General features: G+C 53.8%; 17 protein-coding genes and 2 pseudogenes. 1 reads left to right on the top strand and 18 read right to left on the bottom strand.

The window, feature by feature from the left end; genetic code table 11:
- Positions 1 to 4: 4 nt before the first annotated feature.
- The 18 genes and pseudogenes from xseB to spoIIIAA all read right to left on the bottom strand — a co-directional run bounded on the left by xseB (position 5) and on the right by spoIIIAA (position 12,309).
- Positions 5 to 256, bottom strand: coding sequence for an exodeoxyribonuclease VII small subunit (xseB, locus tag B0W44_RS13320; RefSeq protein ID WP_077720455.1), 252 nt, complete (start codon positions 254 to 256; stop codon positions 5 to 7).
- A pseudogene (gene xseA, locus B0W44_RS13315) lies at positions 243 to 1,618 on the bottom strand (exodeoxyribonuclease VII large subunit). The gene xseB and the pseudogene xseA overlap by 14 nt, the downstream one beginning before the upstream one ends.
- A gap of 304 nt (positions 1,619 to 1,922) precedes the next feature.
- Entirely contained in the window at positions 1,923 to 2,807 is an 885-nt protein-coding gene (folD, locus tag B0W44_RS13310) for a bifunctional methylenetetrahydrofolate dehydrogenase/methenyltetrahydrofolate cyclohydrolase FolD (RefSeq protein ID WP_077720454.1), read from the bottom strand.
- Positions 2,804 to 3,334 (bottom strand): Kae1-like domain-containing protein, encoded by a 531-nt coding sequence (locus tag B0W44_RS19110; protein ID WP_335582619.1) that lies wholly within the window; start codon positions 3,332 to 3,334, stop codon positions 2,804 to 2,806. The genes folD and B0W44_RS19110 overlap by 4 nt, the downstream gene beginning before the upstream one ends.
- A complete protein-coding gene (locus B0W44_RS19105; RefSeq protein WP_335582618.1) occupies positions 3,295 to 3,771 on the bottom strand; it encodes a tRNA (adenosine(37)-N6)-threonylcarbamoyltransferase complex transferase subunit TsaD in 477 nt (158 codons plus the stop codon). Before B0W44_RS19105 ends, B0W44_RS19110 begins: the two co-directional genes overlap by 40 nt.
- 15 nt (positions 3,772 to 3,786) lie before the next feature.
- Positions 3,787 to 4,185, bottom strand: a complete 399-nt coding sequence (gene nusB, locus B0W44_RS13300; RefSeq protein WP_077720453.1) for a transcription antitermination factor NusB — start codon at positions 4,183 to 4,185, stop codon at positions 3,787 to 3,789.
- 52 nt (positions 4,186 to 4,237) lie between these two features.
- Positions 4,238 to 4,627: an Asp23/Gls24 family envelope stress response protein gene (locus B0W44_RS13295; protein WP_077720452.1), complete on the bottom strand. Its 390-nt coding sequence runs from the start codon at positions 4,625 to 4,627 to the stop codon at positions 4,238 to 4,240.
- Between the two features lie 19 nt (positions 4,628 to 4,646).
- A complete protein-coding gene (locus B0W44_RS13290) occupies positions 4,647 to 5,015 on the bottom strand; it encodes an Asp23/Gls24 family envelope stress response protein (protein ID WP_169835577.1) in 369 nt (122 codons plus the stop codon).
- Positions 4,987 to 6,378 carry an acetyl-CoA carboxylase biotin carboxylase subunit gene (accC, locus tag B0W44_RS13285; protein WP_077720450.1) on the bottom strand — a complete coding sequence of 464 codons (1,392 nt, stop codon included), beginning with the start codon at positions 6,376 to 6,378 and terminating at the stop codon, positions 4,987 to 4,989. The genes B0W44_RS13290 and accC overlap by 29 nt, the downstream gene beginning before the upstream one ends.
- Before the next feature lie 13 nt (positions 6,379 to 6,391).
- Entirely contained in the window at positions 6,392 to 6,856 is a 465-nt protein-coding gene (gene accB / locus B0W44_RS13280) for an acetyl-CoA carboxylase biotin carboxyl carrier protein (protein WP_228441680.1), read from the bottom strand.
- Between the two features lie 163 nt (positions 6,857 to 7,019).
- Entirely contained in the window at positions 7,020 to 7,673 is a 654-nt protein-coding gene (locus B0W44_RS13275) for a SpoIIIAH-like family protein (protein ID WP_077720448.1), read from the bottom strand.
- A 12-nt stretch (positions 7,674 to 7,685) separates the two neighbouring features.
- The gene (gene spoIIIAG / locus B0W44_RS13270) at positions 7,686 to 8,333 is read right to left on the bottom strand and encodes a stage III sporulation protein AG (RefSeq protein ID WP_077720447.1); all 648 of its coding nucleotides are present in this window, start codon (positions 8,331 to 8,333) and stop codon (positions 7,686 to 7,688) included.
- Between the two features lies 1 nt (position 8,334).
- Positions 8,335 to 8,976: a stage III sporulation protein AF gene (gene spoIIIAF / locus B0W44_RS13265; RefSeq protein WP_169835576.1), complete on the bottom strand. Its 642-nt coding sequence runs from the start codon at positions 8,974 to 8,976 to the stop codon at positions 8,335 to 8,337.
- Between the two features lie 12 nt (positions 8,977 to 8,988).
- Complete coding sequence (gene spoIIIAE, locus B0W44_RS13260; RefSeq protein ID WP_077720445.1) at positions 8,989 to 10,206, bottom strand: stage III sporulation protein AE; 1,218 nt, start codon at positions 10,204 to 10,206, stop codon at positions 8,989 to 8,991.
- Between the two features lie 25 nt (positions 10,207 to 10,231).
- The gene (gene spoIIIAD / locus B0W44_RS13255; protein ID WP_077720444.1) at positions 10,232 to 10,624 is read right to left on the bottom strand and encodes a stage III sporulation protein AD; all 393 of its coding nucleotides are present in this window, start codon (positions 10,622 to 10,624) and stop codon (positions 10,232 to 10,234) included.
- A 16-nt stretch (positions 10,625 to 10,640) separates the two neighbouring features.
- Positions 10,641 to 10,847, bottom strand: coding sequence for a stage III sporulation protein AC (spoIIIAC, locus tag B0W44_RS13250; protein ID WP_077720443.1), 207 nt, complete (start codon positions 10,845 to 10,847; stop codon positions 10,641 to 10,643).
- A 15-nt stretch (positions 10,848 to 10,862) separates the two neighbouring features.
- Positions 10,863 to 11,378, bottom strand: a complete 516-nt coding sequence (spoIIIAB, locus tag B0W44_RS13245) for a stage III sporulation protein SpoIIIAB (protein ID WP_077720442.1) — start codon at positions 11,376 to 11,378, stop codon at positions 10,863 to 10,865.
- Positions 11,375 to 12,309, bottom strand: a pseudogene (gene spoIIIAA / locus B0W44_RS13240) (stage III sporulation protein AA). The gene spoIIIAB and the pseudogene spoIIIAA overlap by 4 nt, the downstream one beginning before the upstream one ends.
- A gap of 179 nt (positions 12,310 to 12,488) precedes the next feature.
- Here spoIIIAA and B0W44_RS13235 point away from each other — a divergent pair.
- The gene (locus tag B0W44_RS13235) at positions 12,489 to 13,655 is read left to right on the top strand and encodes an MFS transporter (protein ID WP_149027019.1); all 1,167 of its coding nucleotides are present in this window, start codon (positions 12,489 to 12,491) and stop codon (positions 13,653 to 13,655) included.
- Positions 13,656 to 13,722: the final 67 nt, after the last annotated feature.

Below are 13,722 nucleotides of genomic sequence, written 5' to 3'. Positions count from 1 at the left end.
GCGTCTAGTCCTCCTCGGGAGCAAAAGGTTTCTTCGTCCATTCTCCGTTTTCTTCCATCAACATCTCGATGCGCTGTTCCGCCTTGTCCAACTGTTGACTGCACCGTTTGGACAAAGCCATCCCTTCTTGAAAGAGGTCAATCGCCTCTTCCAACGGCACATCGCCGTCTTCTAGCTTCTGTACCACTTCTTCAAGGCGTTTCAACGCTTCTTCAAACGTCAACGTCTCGTACTGATTCTCTTTACTTTCCACCATGCGTCTTCTCCTCCAATCCCCACACTTGGCAGCTCAGTTTCCCGTCAGACACGTGAACGTGCACAATATCCCCCAGGTCCACTTCGCCTATCGTTTTCACGAGTCGTCCGTCATCCTCCCGGTAGACGAGGGAGTAGCCCCTTTGCATCACTTTGAGCGGACTGAGGGCGTCCAATTGCCGCAACTTATGTTCTAACGTCGACTGCTTTTCGCGAATCATGCGTTCAAGTCCTCTCACCAAGTGCTGTTCAGCGCGCCTGAGCTCTTTTTGCACAAGGGCGACTTTTTCCGACAAGCGGTGCAGTCGGATGCGGTCTTGACAGTAGGCTAGTCTGTCGGCGTTTCGTTTTACTTGGTTGGTCGCGGCGCGGGTGAGGTCGGCATGAAGATAGTCCAGCCGTTGGATGTACTCCCGCAGTTGCAATGCCGGGCGCCTCATGACCGGAGACTTACGGCATCGATTCAATTGTTCGCGGTAACGCTCGAGTAACCGGGTTGTGGCACGGCCGACCCGGTTGTGTAAATCGTGAACCCGGGCCGCGAGTTCACTGTGAGACGGAACGGCTAGTTCCGCCGCAGCTGTCGGTGTCGCCGCCCGCACATCGGCGACGAAATCGGCGATCGTCACATCCGTTTCGTGACCGACTGCCGCAATAACCGGAATGTCGGACAGAACAATCGCGCGAGCGACCGCCTCTTCGTTAAACGCCCACAGCTCTTCCAGCGAACCGCCGCCGCGGCCCACGATGAGAACGTCCACTTCTTCTTGAAAATGCCGGTTAGCGAGTTCGATGGCGTCGACCACTGACTGCACAGCGTCGTCTCCTTGCACGATGGCGGGGAACAACAGAACGTTCGTATGCGGTGATCTTCTGGCAATCGTGGTGACAATGTCCCGTACTGCCGCTCCGGTAGGTGAGGTGACGACCCCTACCGTCTTCGGGTGAGGAGGCAAGGGGCGTTTCCGCTCCTGTTGAAACAGGCCTTCGGCTTCTAGCTTCTGCTTCAACTGCTCAAAGGCGAGGAACAAGGTGCCGATGCCGTCGGGCTGCATTTCCTTCACGTACAGCTGGATTTGTCCGCCAATTTCGTACATGGACAAGGAACAGCGCACCAACACGTTGTCGCCGTCTTTCGGTACGAACTTTAAGCGGCGGTTATGCCTGGCAAACATGACGGCATTCATGCGGCTCGCTTCGTCCTTTAGCGTAAAGTACATGTGCCCCGGGAATGATGTTTAAAATTGGATATTTCGCCGCGCACCCACAGAGAATGCAGGGTGACGTTCTGTTCCAAATATTCGCGGACGTACCGGTTCAGTGTGCTGACGGTCCAAATCTCTCGCTCTTCCCGCTCCACCATGCCTCACCTCGCGTTTGATTAGTCGGCGAAATCTTCCTCGACCACGTTTCTGCGCCCATTCCTTGGGGCCCTTGTACGCAGTTAGTTTGATCCCTCCAGACGCCCTTTAGGTCTCGTGCTGCATGAACACACGTCGGGGCATTCACTAAAAAAGTAGCCGTTCGCCTTATCCCACACCGCGGCACACGAAACTTTGTTCTATCGCTAAAGCCTGCTCCACCACTAGCGGGAAACACAGTGAGGCTGTAAACAATGTGAGTCAGCAAAAAACTTGTGCCCGCCGTGCGAACCGTTCCTGGTTGCCTCAAGTGAGTACGCCGTTTCCGCTTCCCGTGGCGATGCCCGCTTTCCGTTCCGCACTCCAGACCGTATTGTGCAAGAGCATCGCGATCGTCATCGGGCCGACCCCTTTCGGAACGGGTGTAATGTACGACGCGATCTCTTTCACTTCTTCAAAATCGACATCACCGACGAGTTTGCCCGATTCCACCCGGTTAATGCCTACGTCGATCACGACACTTCCCGGTGAAACAAAGTCAGCCGTCACAAAACGCGGCCGTCCTACGGCAGCGACGACGATGTCTGCCTGTTTCGTGAATGCTTTCAAATGTTTCGTGCGCGAATGACACATCGTCACTGTGGCGTGTTCCCGCTGCATCAAAAGAGAAATCGGTTTTCCGACAATGTTGCTGCGCCCGATGACGACAGCGTGTCTGCCGCTGAGGGAAATATCGTAGGCGCGAAACATCTCCATAATGCCGTACGGTGTACAAGGCAAGAATCCCGGATTTCCGATGACGAGATTCCCGACACTGATGGGGTGAAAACCGTCTACATCCTTGTCCGGGTTGATGCTGTTGATCACGCGCTGTTCGTTAATGTGGTCGGGCAACGGCAATTGAACGAGAATGCCGTCAACGCGAGGATCTTCGTTACAACGCCTAACGTGGTTTAACAATTCTTCTTCGCTCGTTTCTTTCGGAAGTCTGAGCACTTCTGATCGGATGCCAACGGCCTTACACGCTTTTTCCTTGCCCCGGACGTAAGAGGTAGAAGCCGGGTCATTTCCCACTAACACGACGGTCAGTCCCGGTTCGATGCCGCGCTGTCTCAACTCATCGACTCTTTTTTTGATTTCCGACCGTTTCTGTTCTGCTAACTGATTTCCGTCAATGATCGTTGCTGTCACCTGTCCAGCTCCTTTTTCAGTTGATCCCACCCGATAGAGGCTACGCCGAATGCGTTGTCACCGGAGAAGTGAACGCGGGCAAAAGATATTCGGGCGCCGACGGCCCGGTGTTCTAAACGTCGTCTCAGTCTCTCCCTGATGTAGTTGTTCGCCGCCACGCCTCCTACGAGCAAAACGTGTTTTGGAAATCCCGCTTTAAAAGCGTTGAGAAGACTTTTTTCCACCGTTTTGGCAATGACGTTTTCCACGGCGCGGGCGATGTCGGCAACGCGATGCCGCCCCGTCTCCAAAAGGCGCTTCAGCGCAGTTTCCGGACCCGAAAACGAAAAGTGTGTCCCCTGTACTGATGCAGGAACTGATAGGAGTTGCTGCGACTCTCGCGCCAGCTGCTCGAGTTCGCGCCCAGCTGGGAAAGACAAACCTAACGCCACGCCAATCCGGTCCACGAGTTGACCTGCATACAAATCTGTAGAACCGCCCACTTTTCTTATTTGAAAGCCTGACGCCAAACGCCGCACGTGCAGCATGTCCGATGTCCCCCGGACAAGTGTAAGACTGTGAGCACGTCTTCCTCTACCTCGCGATCGGCGGCGCCAAGGGCTGCCGCGATGTGTCCTTCCTGATGGGTCGTCTCGTAAAACGGAACACCAGCCGCATGGGCAAGAGACCGTCCCCAGTTGACGCCGACCGTAAACACTGGCATGTAAGAACCTTCGACCGGTCGGGGAGCGCTACTGGCACAGACGGCAGCCAGCCGGGCACTATCCGGGACAGTGACACTGCACCACAGATCGGCCAGTTGCCGCACGTGGTGAAAAACTCCATCCGATTGACGCACCCCTTTCATCCCTCGCGCTACCGGCAGCCACTTCCGTTTGTCCGCCATAATCTCTCCCGCATCTGACAAGAGGCAGAGCGACGTACAGTAGTTACTCGTGTCGATTCCGAGCACGTATCGAGACATTCAGAACTCCGTCCTTTAGCGCTCTTCGAGATTTCGCCTGATTTGACTTAAAACGCCGTTTATGAAGCGCGCCGCCTCATCGGTACTGAACCGCTTGGCCAGCTCCACCGCTTCGTTCAACGTCACGTTGGGCGGTATGTCGTCCCTTTCACTCAGTTCATACGTCCCGAGACGAAGAATGGCGCGGTCAACGGCTGACAACCTCTCTAGCGTCCATCCTTTTAACGCGGGCCGAATCATTTGGTCCAGTTTGTCCAGGCGGTTACGCACGCCGGTCAACAATTCTCTGTAAAACAGAAGGTCCCGTTCGCGCAATCCGTTCAACCAGTCGTCAGGCAAATCACATCGGTCCCGATGAAAGTCCAGCTGGTAAAGGGCTTGTATCACCTTTTCCCGTGCATCGCGTCGACTCATGCTAACGTCCTTTCCTTTCCTAACGAAACCCGTCCTCCAACCGACAGTCCGTTCACGTCAGTATCGTGTCAAAGTGAAGGGCAGCGGCCGGCAGCTCTACGCCAAATTGTTCGCGGACAAGGAGGCGGATCTTTTCTTCTAATTGTTCCGTCGTCGGGGTCAAACGGCTTTGCTTCAACTGAACGGTTCCCGTGATTTTCTGTACGCGCTCTCCTGCCAAAACAGCTCTTATGCGGAGGGGATGCACATTCCGCTCTTCGTTAAGCAGTCGGCGGATTGCCTGTTCCAATGAATGCGCCGTCACAAAGACGGCCCCCTCTTCCGTGGCGTCGAGGAGCAGCGGTTTGCTACGCCTTTTGCAGCTGACACTTATGTACAAACCCAATGCACTGCCAGCCGCTAAAAAGGCTTGACACCATAACCTTTTCCGTTTCTTCGCCATGTGCTTCCTCCTGTCAGCCTCACTTGTCCCAGGCTACCCCTGTGACGTACACGTTCACGCGTTTCACCGTCAGAGAGGTCATCGTTTCAATCGACTGCTTGACTTTGTGTTGCAATTCGTTGGCAACTCGCGGGATAGACGAGCCGTACACCATAATGACGGACAAGGCGACTTCTACTTCCTGGTCGCCAATGCGTACGCGAATCCCTTTGCGCACGTTTTTGCGCCCGAGTTTTTCTTGGATGTCGCCGACAAAACCGCCGCTCAAAGCGTGAACCCCTTCAACGTCCAGTGCGGCGGTTCCCGCGATGAACTCAATGACTTCCGGGGCGATTTCCACTGTCCCCAACGCCGTCTGGTCAAACGGCGTCCAATCTTGGTGTTCCATCGTTTTCATCTCCTTTGGCCTCCACTGACCTCTTCAATTGGTCCACGAATTGTGTCGTCACGTCCCCCTTCACAAAACGTTCGTGCTCCAACACTTGTAAATGGAAGGGGATGGTCGTCTCAATTCCTTCGACGGCAAATTCCACGAGGGCTCGCTTCATTTTCGCAATCGCCTCATCTCTATTGTTACCCCACACAATGAGTTTAGCAATCATAGAATCGTAAAACGGCGTGATTTCAGCACCGGGGTAGGCAGAGCTGTCTACACGTACCCCCATCCCTCCAGGGGGCAAGTAAAACGAGAGAGTCCCGGGGGACGGCATAAACTGCTTCTCGGGATTTTCTGCATTGATGCGGCATTCGATGGCCCACCCGTCCAAACGGACGTCTTCTTGCTTGACGGATAACGGTTCACCTGCCGCAACGCGAATTTGTTCCTTAATCAGGTCAATCCCGGTCACCATTTCCGTCACGGGGTGCTCTACCTGGATACGCGTGTTCATCTCAATGAAATAAAAGTGACCATCTTCCAAAAGGAACTCTACTGTCCCGGCTCCTTCGTAATCAACTGCCCGTGCCGCGCGGACAGCAGCCTGTCCCATCTCGCGGCGGAGGTCTTCATCGACAGCCGGCGACGGCGCTTCTTCAATCAATTTCTGCATGCGGCGCTGGACCGAGCAATCCCTTTCACCCAAATGAATTACGTTTCCGTGTTGATCAGCCATGACCTGCACTTCAACGTGACGCGGTTGTTGCAAGTACTTCTCTAGATAGACGCCGGCATCACTAAAGTTCGCTTCTGCCTCCTGCCTCGCCGTGCGAATGGATTGAACGAGTTCACCTCGGTTTCGTACGATACGTATCCCTTTCCCGCCGCCTCCAGCGGTCGCCTTTACGAGAACGGGGTAGCCGATAGCTTCTGCCGTTTCGACCGCTTCTTTTTCGCTGTCAATTAAACCGTCCGACCCTGGTACGACGGGAACACCCGCTCGTCTCATCGTTTCTTTGGCCGTCGATTTGTCCCCCATCAACTGAATCGCATGGGCACTCGGGCCGATGAACGTGATGTTGCACTCAGCGCAGATGTCCGCAAAATCGCTGTTTTCCGCCAAAAATCCGTAACCCGGGTGGATGGCGTCCGCTTCGGTCAAAGTGGCCACGCTCATGATGTTGGCGAAGTTTAAGTAACTGTCACGAGCTGCTTTTGGTCCGATGCAGTACGCTTCATCAGCCAGTTTGACGTGTAAACTGTCCCGGTCCGCTTCCGAGTAGACTGCGACAGTGTAGATCCCCATTTCACGACACGCGCGAATGATGCGGACGGCGATCTCGCCCCGGTTCGCAATCAACACTTTATGAAACATGACAAGCCCTCTCCTAGTCTTTTTTTACCAAGAACAGCGGCTGGCCGTATTCGACCAATTGTCCGTTCTCGGCGAGAACTTCCACAATTTCTCCCGTGACCTCTGCTTCAATTTCGTTCATCAACTTCATCGCTTCGACGATGCACACGACCGTGTTCTCCTGAACTCGATCTCCCACTTGCACGTACGGATCGGCATCGGGGGCCGGCGCCCGGTAGAAGGTCCCCACCATCGGGGATACGATCTTATGTAATGATGTATCCTCAGTGGCCGTTTGTCGGGTGTCGTGTTCCGGGCGGTCCGTCGCCTCTGACACGTGTTGTACGGCTTTCGTTTGAACAGCCTCACCGTTCGGCTGTCTCTTGTCCCCCGGTGAAAGGGACTTCTTCAAACTGAGGCGGACACCGTGCTGTTCCAGTTCCAGTTCTTCCAAGTCCGATTGTTCCATTATTTGTATAAGTTCACGTATGTCTTCCATCTTCACTGAATTATCACTCCCAGAACGTTCAAATATCCCCATCTGTCATGTGTATTTTATCACATCCACTAACGGGAGGTAAGACTACTCGATCATACCACAACCTCCACACATTTGCGAAAAAAAACAATCCCTGTTAAAAGGGATTGGAGAACGGCACGCGTTACGGGTGATAAGAAATGGTCAAGTATGTGGCCGGAACATCCGTCTCTTCTTGAATGAGTTCCAATATTTCCACGGCTTGCTTTTTGCTGAGGGAGTCCGTTTGCACGGTAATGTCGTATTTTCCCTTTTCGTGCATGACGAGGGCGTCGTTATATCCTTGTCCCCTGATCAGTTCTTCCATTTCTGTCACTTGGTCGATCGTCTTTCGCAACTCTTCCAATTTGGCGCTTGCCGCTTCAGCCTGTTCTTCGGACGACTGGGGATCGGTCATAATGTCTGTGTACTTTTCAATTAGCTCTGAGTTGATGGCAGAACGCTCTGTCTGCATAGCGAGGAAGTAATCCTGCCCGCTGATCGCCGGGGTGTCGTCGTCCTCGGTACCGGTTTCTTCAGTCTTTTCTCCTTCTGAATCACGCGCTTCTTCCTTTGTCTCCGCCTCGTCTGCTCCTTTCTCTGCATCTTCCTCCCCGTCTCCATCAGACCCGAACAGCGCCAGTTCCAGCGGGTTCGCCTCTTGTGTTGTCACCTCTGCGTCTTCTTCGGTCGCCGCCACATCATCCACCGGCTCTACCGGACCCGAGACGATGTAGTAGGCGGACAAGACGACCATCAGCGAGAGCATCGTCACTAACCAAACCGTTTGTTTACTCAAATTAAACCCTCCTTAACCTTTTGGCAAAATGGCAATTTTATGTGGAGGCACGTCGAGGTAAGCTCGGACGGCCTGCAACACCGCAGATTTCACTTCCAGATTTTCAACCCCTTTAGCTACGATCATGATGCCTTTTACATCGGGTTTTAACCGCTGTACGACGATCGGCTCTTCCCCTTGTTTGCCTTGTATCGTCACCACCTGCCGGTCTTCGTTCGTATCCGTCACTGTCCGTTTGCCGCCTTCCCTGTCTTCTTCTTCTGTCACTTGCTTCTTGTTCACTGTGTTTTTCTCAAGAACGGCGATTTCCGTCGACTTTAGATTGACTTGCACTGACACTTGTTCCAGGCCGACGACTTTTTCCAAGAGTCCGCTCAATTCAGCGGCCATTTTATCTTCGTAGTCTTCGATGGAAAGAGGGCGGCCGTCGCCAGACAGTGCAGAGGTCTCAGCCGCTTCACCCGTTTCAGACGGGGGTTCGCGCGCGGGGATGACTTCCTGCCGGACGCTGATGAAGGAGGAGAAGAGCATGAACGCCGCCCCGACACACCCGAGAATAACCAGCCATTGCAGCGTTCGCGGTCGGTTCCCATAGCTATGGTCTTGTTCGTCAGCGTTTTCCGTCTCCCCGGTCAATCGCTTCCACCACGATTTCAGCATGTTACGATCCCTCCTCTTCCGCGATATTCACTTGTACGTTCGCATCTTCGATGTGCCATTCGCGCGACACCCACTCCCGTATATCGCGGACATACCAGGCAGGTATGGAACTGGAAACAGGTTCTGACTCTTCTTCTCGGTCTTCTTCCACGTCAATGTCGACCGGTTTTACTGGTTCAATCTCCCATTGACCATGGGGATGTGCACCGGGATCGAGAGTCACGCGGACGCTGTCAACCCCTGGGTGCTTTCCGCCTTCCGACAAAGAAGCGGTCACGCCGATAACCTCTACGTCAAACTGTTGCTCAATCCCATCGCGTATATTTCTCTCGATGCGCGTTTTGACCGTTTCTGACACCCACTCGTCTTGCTTTTCCATCAGAGTGCCAGCTTTCTCCTGTATGAGTGGCAAGCTCTCAAGTTCTCCCCTTGCGGCAGCTTGCCCCTGCGACATCAGATCTTCAAGACTCCAATCCCTTTGCAACAACGATAACAGCGGTGAGAGAATGAGCATTAAAATGACCAAGCCCATAACGAGGCGAACGTAACGCTGCATCGTGTTGTTTGGCAACAAAAGGTCAATGAACGTCGCCAAAATGACGGTTAACACGAGTTGTTGAATCCACGATGCCAAGTAGGACACGTTCACCCCTCCCTACCGCAACATGACGGACACGTTTCCAGCTGCGACAATGATCGTCACAGCGATAAAAAACATGAGCCCGACGGTCGCCATGGCCGCGAATATGGTGATCAGTCCTTTTCCGATCGTGTCGAGGCACTGCGTAATCGGACTGTCGCCCAGCGGTTGCATGACGGCCCCGGTGAAACTGTAAATCAAGGCCAAAGCTAAAATCTTCAGTGCTGGGAAGGCGCAAATAAACATGAGAATGATGACCCCGGACATGCCGACAGCATTTTTGACCAAGAGAGAGGCCCCGACCACTGTATCGGCAGCCTCGGCAAACAAGCCGCCTACCACTGGGACGAAATTGCCTGTGACGTACTTCGCTGTACGGATCGTCACACCGTCTGTGACAGCCGTCGCCGCCCCTTGCACGGAAACGACGCCGAGGAAAACCGTCATGAAGATGCCGAGGGCGCTCATGCTGACGTTGCGTAACAAGCGAGCCAAGTTCGTCAGCGGATACTGGACGGCGTATGAACTAATCATGCCGAGGACAGCGGAAAAAAAGAGCAGCGGAAACACGACGGTGTACACGACAGTTCCGATCACATGTACCAAGAAGGCGATGAGCGGATGAAATACAGTGACCGACACGACGTTTCCCATAGCGCCTAACAGTGTCAACATCAGGGGGATGAGGGCGAGCATGAAGTTCACCATGCCCCCGATCGTCGATTGTGCCGTCTCTATCGCCACTGCAAAGCTGTTAATCGCCAAAATGATCAACACCAAATAGGCGACGGCGTACGCCACTTTGCTCACCGTGTTTTGTTCGAACGCCGTCTGCATTTGCTGCAGCAACATGCAGAAAACGGCCAAAACCGCGATCGTGCCAAGCAGTCCCATGTTGTGAACAATTTCAAACAAAAAGTATTCGAAAAACCCGAGCAAAGCGCCTTTCACATCGAACCCTTCGCGGTTGTCGAGGATCAAATCGAAAATGCTCGGGGGTTCACTGCCGGGCAAAAAACCGTTGTACTCATCGTATATACGTTGCCAGTACTGCTCGATGTCATCGGTCTCGATGTATTCCAACTGTTTTTGCACTAGGTCGTTTTGAACCGTCGACTCATCGATTTCTCGTGGGTCTGTCGTTTCTTCTGCCGCCGCTACCGAGGCTGTGAAAACGAAGCAGTATCCGGTGAGGATAACGAGCCACAATCGCCTCATCGTGCCCAGCGGCATGGCCTCACCTCCTTTAAACGCCGTGTCATGAACCGGGCAACAGTTGCATGATCGTCTCTACGAGTACGGTAATAATCGGAATCGCCATCACCATGATCAGTATTTTTCCAGCGAGTTCGATTTTAGCAGCGATAGAGCTCTGTCCAGCGTCCCGCGTAATTTGTGCCCCGAATTCTGCGATATAGGCGATGCCGATAATTTTCAAGATCGTCTCCAGGTAGACGATTTGAATATTCGCCTTGTTCGCGATATTTTCCAGAAGGCGGATCACTTTGCTTATTTCTCCGATCAGGCCGAGAAAGATGGCAACGCCGACAAATGTAGCCAACAGAAAGGCGAACAACGGTTGCTGCTCTTTAATCGTGATGACGAGAACGGCAGTGATCAAACCAATGCCGACGACTTGAATGATGTCCACATGACCGCCTCCCGCGTCACCCTTGAAACAAAAACACATTGCGTATCGTTTGGAACAGTTCGTTAATTAAGTTGGCCACCATGTACAGCACGACGATAAAGCCGATAAGGGTGACCCAGTGAGCCCAGTCTTCTTTTCCCATCTGTTTGAGGATCGTATGGATCATGGCCACGATGATCCCGATGCCGGCAATTTGGAATATGGCGTTAACATCGATGTTCACCCTTTACCCCTCCCGTCAGTACATTAAAATGACCAACAAAGCGCCGGTGAGCACGCCTAGACTGCGAAACATTTTTTCGTACGTTTCCTGTTCTTTGATCGCGTGCGCCTCCTCCGTTTCCAAATTCGCTTGCGCCAAACGCAAGTGGTGAATTTGATCGGGCTTGTCAGACAAGCCCAGTTTGTGGCCCAAGCGGTGGAGAATGCGCCGGTCTCGTTCGCGTATGGCCAGTTCACCCTTCACTTCGGAAAGGGCCCGCTGCCAGCACTCTAGAGCGGAATGGCCGTCCGATTGAGTCAAGTTCTGGGATACGAGGGAGAAAAAGCGCCCGACCGGCCCAGTTTCCTGTTCTCCAATGTGTCGACAGGCGAGGTAAAGCGGTGTCGCACCGTAAGCAATTTCAGTCTCCAACAGCGAGAGTGCTCCGCGCAATTGCCGCAGTTCCTCCGTGCGCCGCGCGTAGTGGCGCGCCATCCAAAATCCTGTCATCGCGCATGCCAGAAAGATCATGACAGCACCTAAGAGCTTCACATGGCATGCACCCGCCCTTCCCAAAGCTCATTCCATTCGGCATCGTACACTCCCTCAACCGTCCCGGTACCGCGTTTTTTACTGAGAAGGACATAACGGGCAAAAATTGACTGCTGTAAAATGCGGGACAGTACCGGGCGTCGGCTGATATCGTCTAAATCCTTGCCGTGGACGGTGGTGATTAACTGAACGCCTGCGTGAACGGCTTCGTCTATGGCCCTCGCGTCTTCCGGCCGCCCGATTTCGTCCACCACCAGTATGTCCGGAGACATCGAGCGGATCATCATCATCATCCCTTCCGCCTTGGGACACGCATCCAGCACGTCCGTCCTCGGCCCGATGTCGAGCTGCGGCACTCCGTTCACACTCCCCGCCAACTCGGACCGCTCATCTACGATGCCGACTTTGTTCGCCTTCACCGCCTCGTGTTCTCCTCCGCTGCTAAAGCAACGGGCAAGATCCCGCAGAAGGGTTGTCTTGCCGCACTGGGGAGGCGATACGATGAGTGTGTTATAGCATCTTCCGTCTGGATCGGTAAGAAACGGCACGAGAGATCGCGCCACCCCCTTCAATTCGCGGGCGATGCGGATATTGAACCCGCTCACACTGCGCAAATGACTCACCTCTCCGTCCTCGACGACAGCTCTCCCGACAATCCCGACGCGGTGTCCCCTTGAATGGTCACATATCCCCGCTTCAACTCTTCTTCTAAAGCGTAGAGAGAATGATTGCTGATCAGGCTCAGCAAGGCGGTGCAGTCGGAATCATCGGGACGGTATGCCGCTTGATAGTACTTAGAGACGGTGCCGTCCGGAAGTACGTAAAGGACCTTGTCCGCCGTCACCACTTCCAGGGGTCGTCCCAAACGCACGCGTATTTCTTCAATGTACGGAGAAATGTGCTGGGGGATAGCCTCGATTAGCTGACGCAAACGTTGCGGCAAAATGTGTTCGATCTCCGGCTTCAACGGGAGAACCTCCTGTCCAACTCCGTTTTACTCCATAAATATGCGAGCTTGGCTCATTTATGCCAACCCTCATACACCGTCGGTTAACGGGCATGCTAAACGTGTTGAACGAAGAGGCTTTTCCGTAAAGGAGTTACAACAGCATGAGTGGACAAAACAGTCAATCGAGGGAACGGCCGCGCGCCAGCGCCATAGCGACGCTAAGCCTTATTCCTCTCATTATGGTGCTCGGCAATTCCATGATAGTACCCGTGTTGCCACAAGCAAAAGCGGCTCTCGACGTCAGTCAGTTTCAAGTGAGTCTGTTCATTACCCTCTTCTCCATCCCGGCCGGGATCGTCATCCCTTTAGCGGGCATCCTCTCTGACAGAATCGGCCGCAAAAAAGTTATCATTCCAAGTTTGCTCCTGTACGGGACGGGAGGAGTTGTCGCCGGCCTCGCCGCCTGGATTGGGGACGGGTCTTATCCTCTCCTCCTCACCGGGCGCATCATCCAAGGAATCGGTGCTGCCGGGACCGCCCCCATCGCCATGGCCCTCGTCGGCGACTTGTACGACCGACAAAGCCGCAGTAAAGCCCTCGGAATTATTGAAGCGGCCAACGGTATGGGGAAAGTCTTGAGTCCCATTATCGGTTCGCTCCTGGCGGTGATCACATGGTTCTCCCTCTTTTTTGCTTTCCCTATTCTGTGCCTCCCTGCCGCTGTCCTCGTCTGGTGGTTGATTAGAGAGCCAGGGACCCAAAAGGAGCCGCCGCCCCTCGCCCAGTACAAAAATCATTTAATGAACACGTGGAAAAACCAAGGGAAATGGTTGCTCGCCGCCTTTTTGGCCGGCTCTGTCACGCTGTTCGTGTTGTTCGGGGTGCTGTTTTACCTCTCCGACGTACTGGAAAAAACGTACCGCATTGAAGGGGTGAGGAAAGGACTCGTCCTCGCTATTCCGTTGTTGGCGTTAAGCTCGACGTCGTACTGGTGCGGTGGGTTCGTTCAGCATCGCATCAAATATATGAAGCCTTTTATCGTCGCCGGCCTGGGAACGCTCGCCGTCGTCATCGGCGCCGTCCCGTTCGTCAACAGCAACATTGTGCTCATCAGCTTGCTCGTCGTCGGGGGTGTGGGAAGTGGTTTAGTGTTGCCGTGTTTAAACACGATGATCACGTCGTCTGTCGGGAAAGAGGAACGGGGCATCGTCACCTCTCTGTACAACAGCGTTCGATTTATCGGCGTCGCGCTAGGCCCCCCGTATTCGGCGCTTTTATGGACACAAAAACCGCCCTGTTTTTGTCAGTCGGCGGCATTACAGCGTTAAGTTGTCTCCTCTCCTTATTTTTAATCAAGCGCCCCCATCGCCTAAGGAGCAAAAAAGGTCACCAACG

This window comes from Novibacillus thermophilus (assembly GCF_002005165.1).
GTDB classification, from domain to species: Bacteria; Bacillota; Bacilli; order Thermoactinomycetales; family Novibacillaceae; genus Novibacillus; species Novibacillus thermophilus.
The sequence above is the reverse complement of the archived record's forward strand: the minus strand, read 5'-3'. Positions and strand labels throughout refer to the sequence as shown.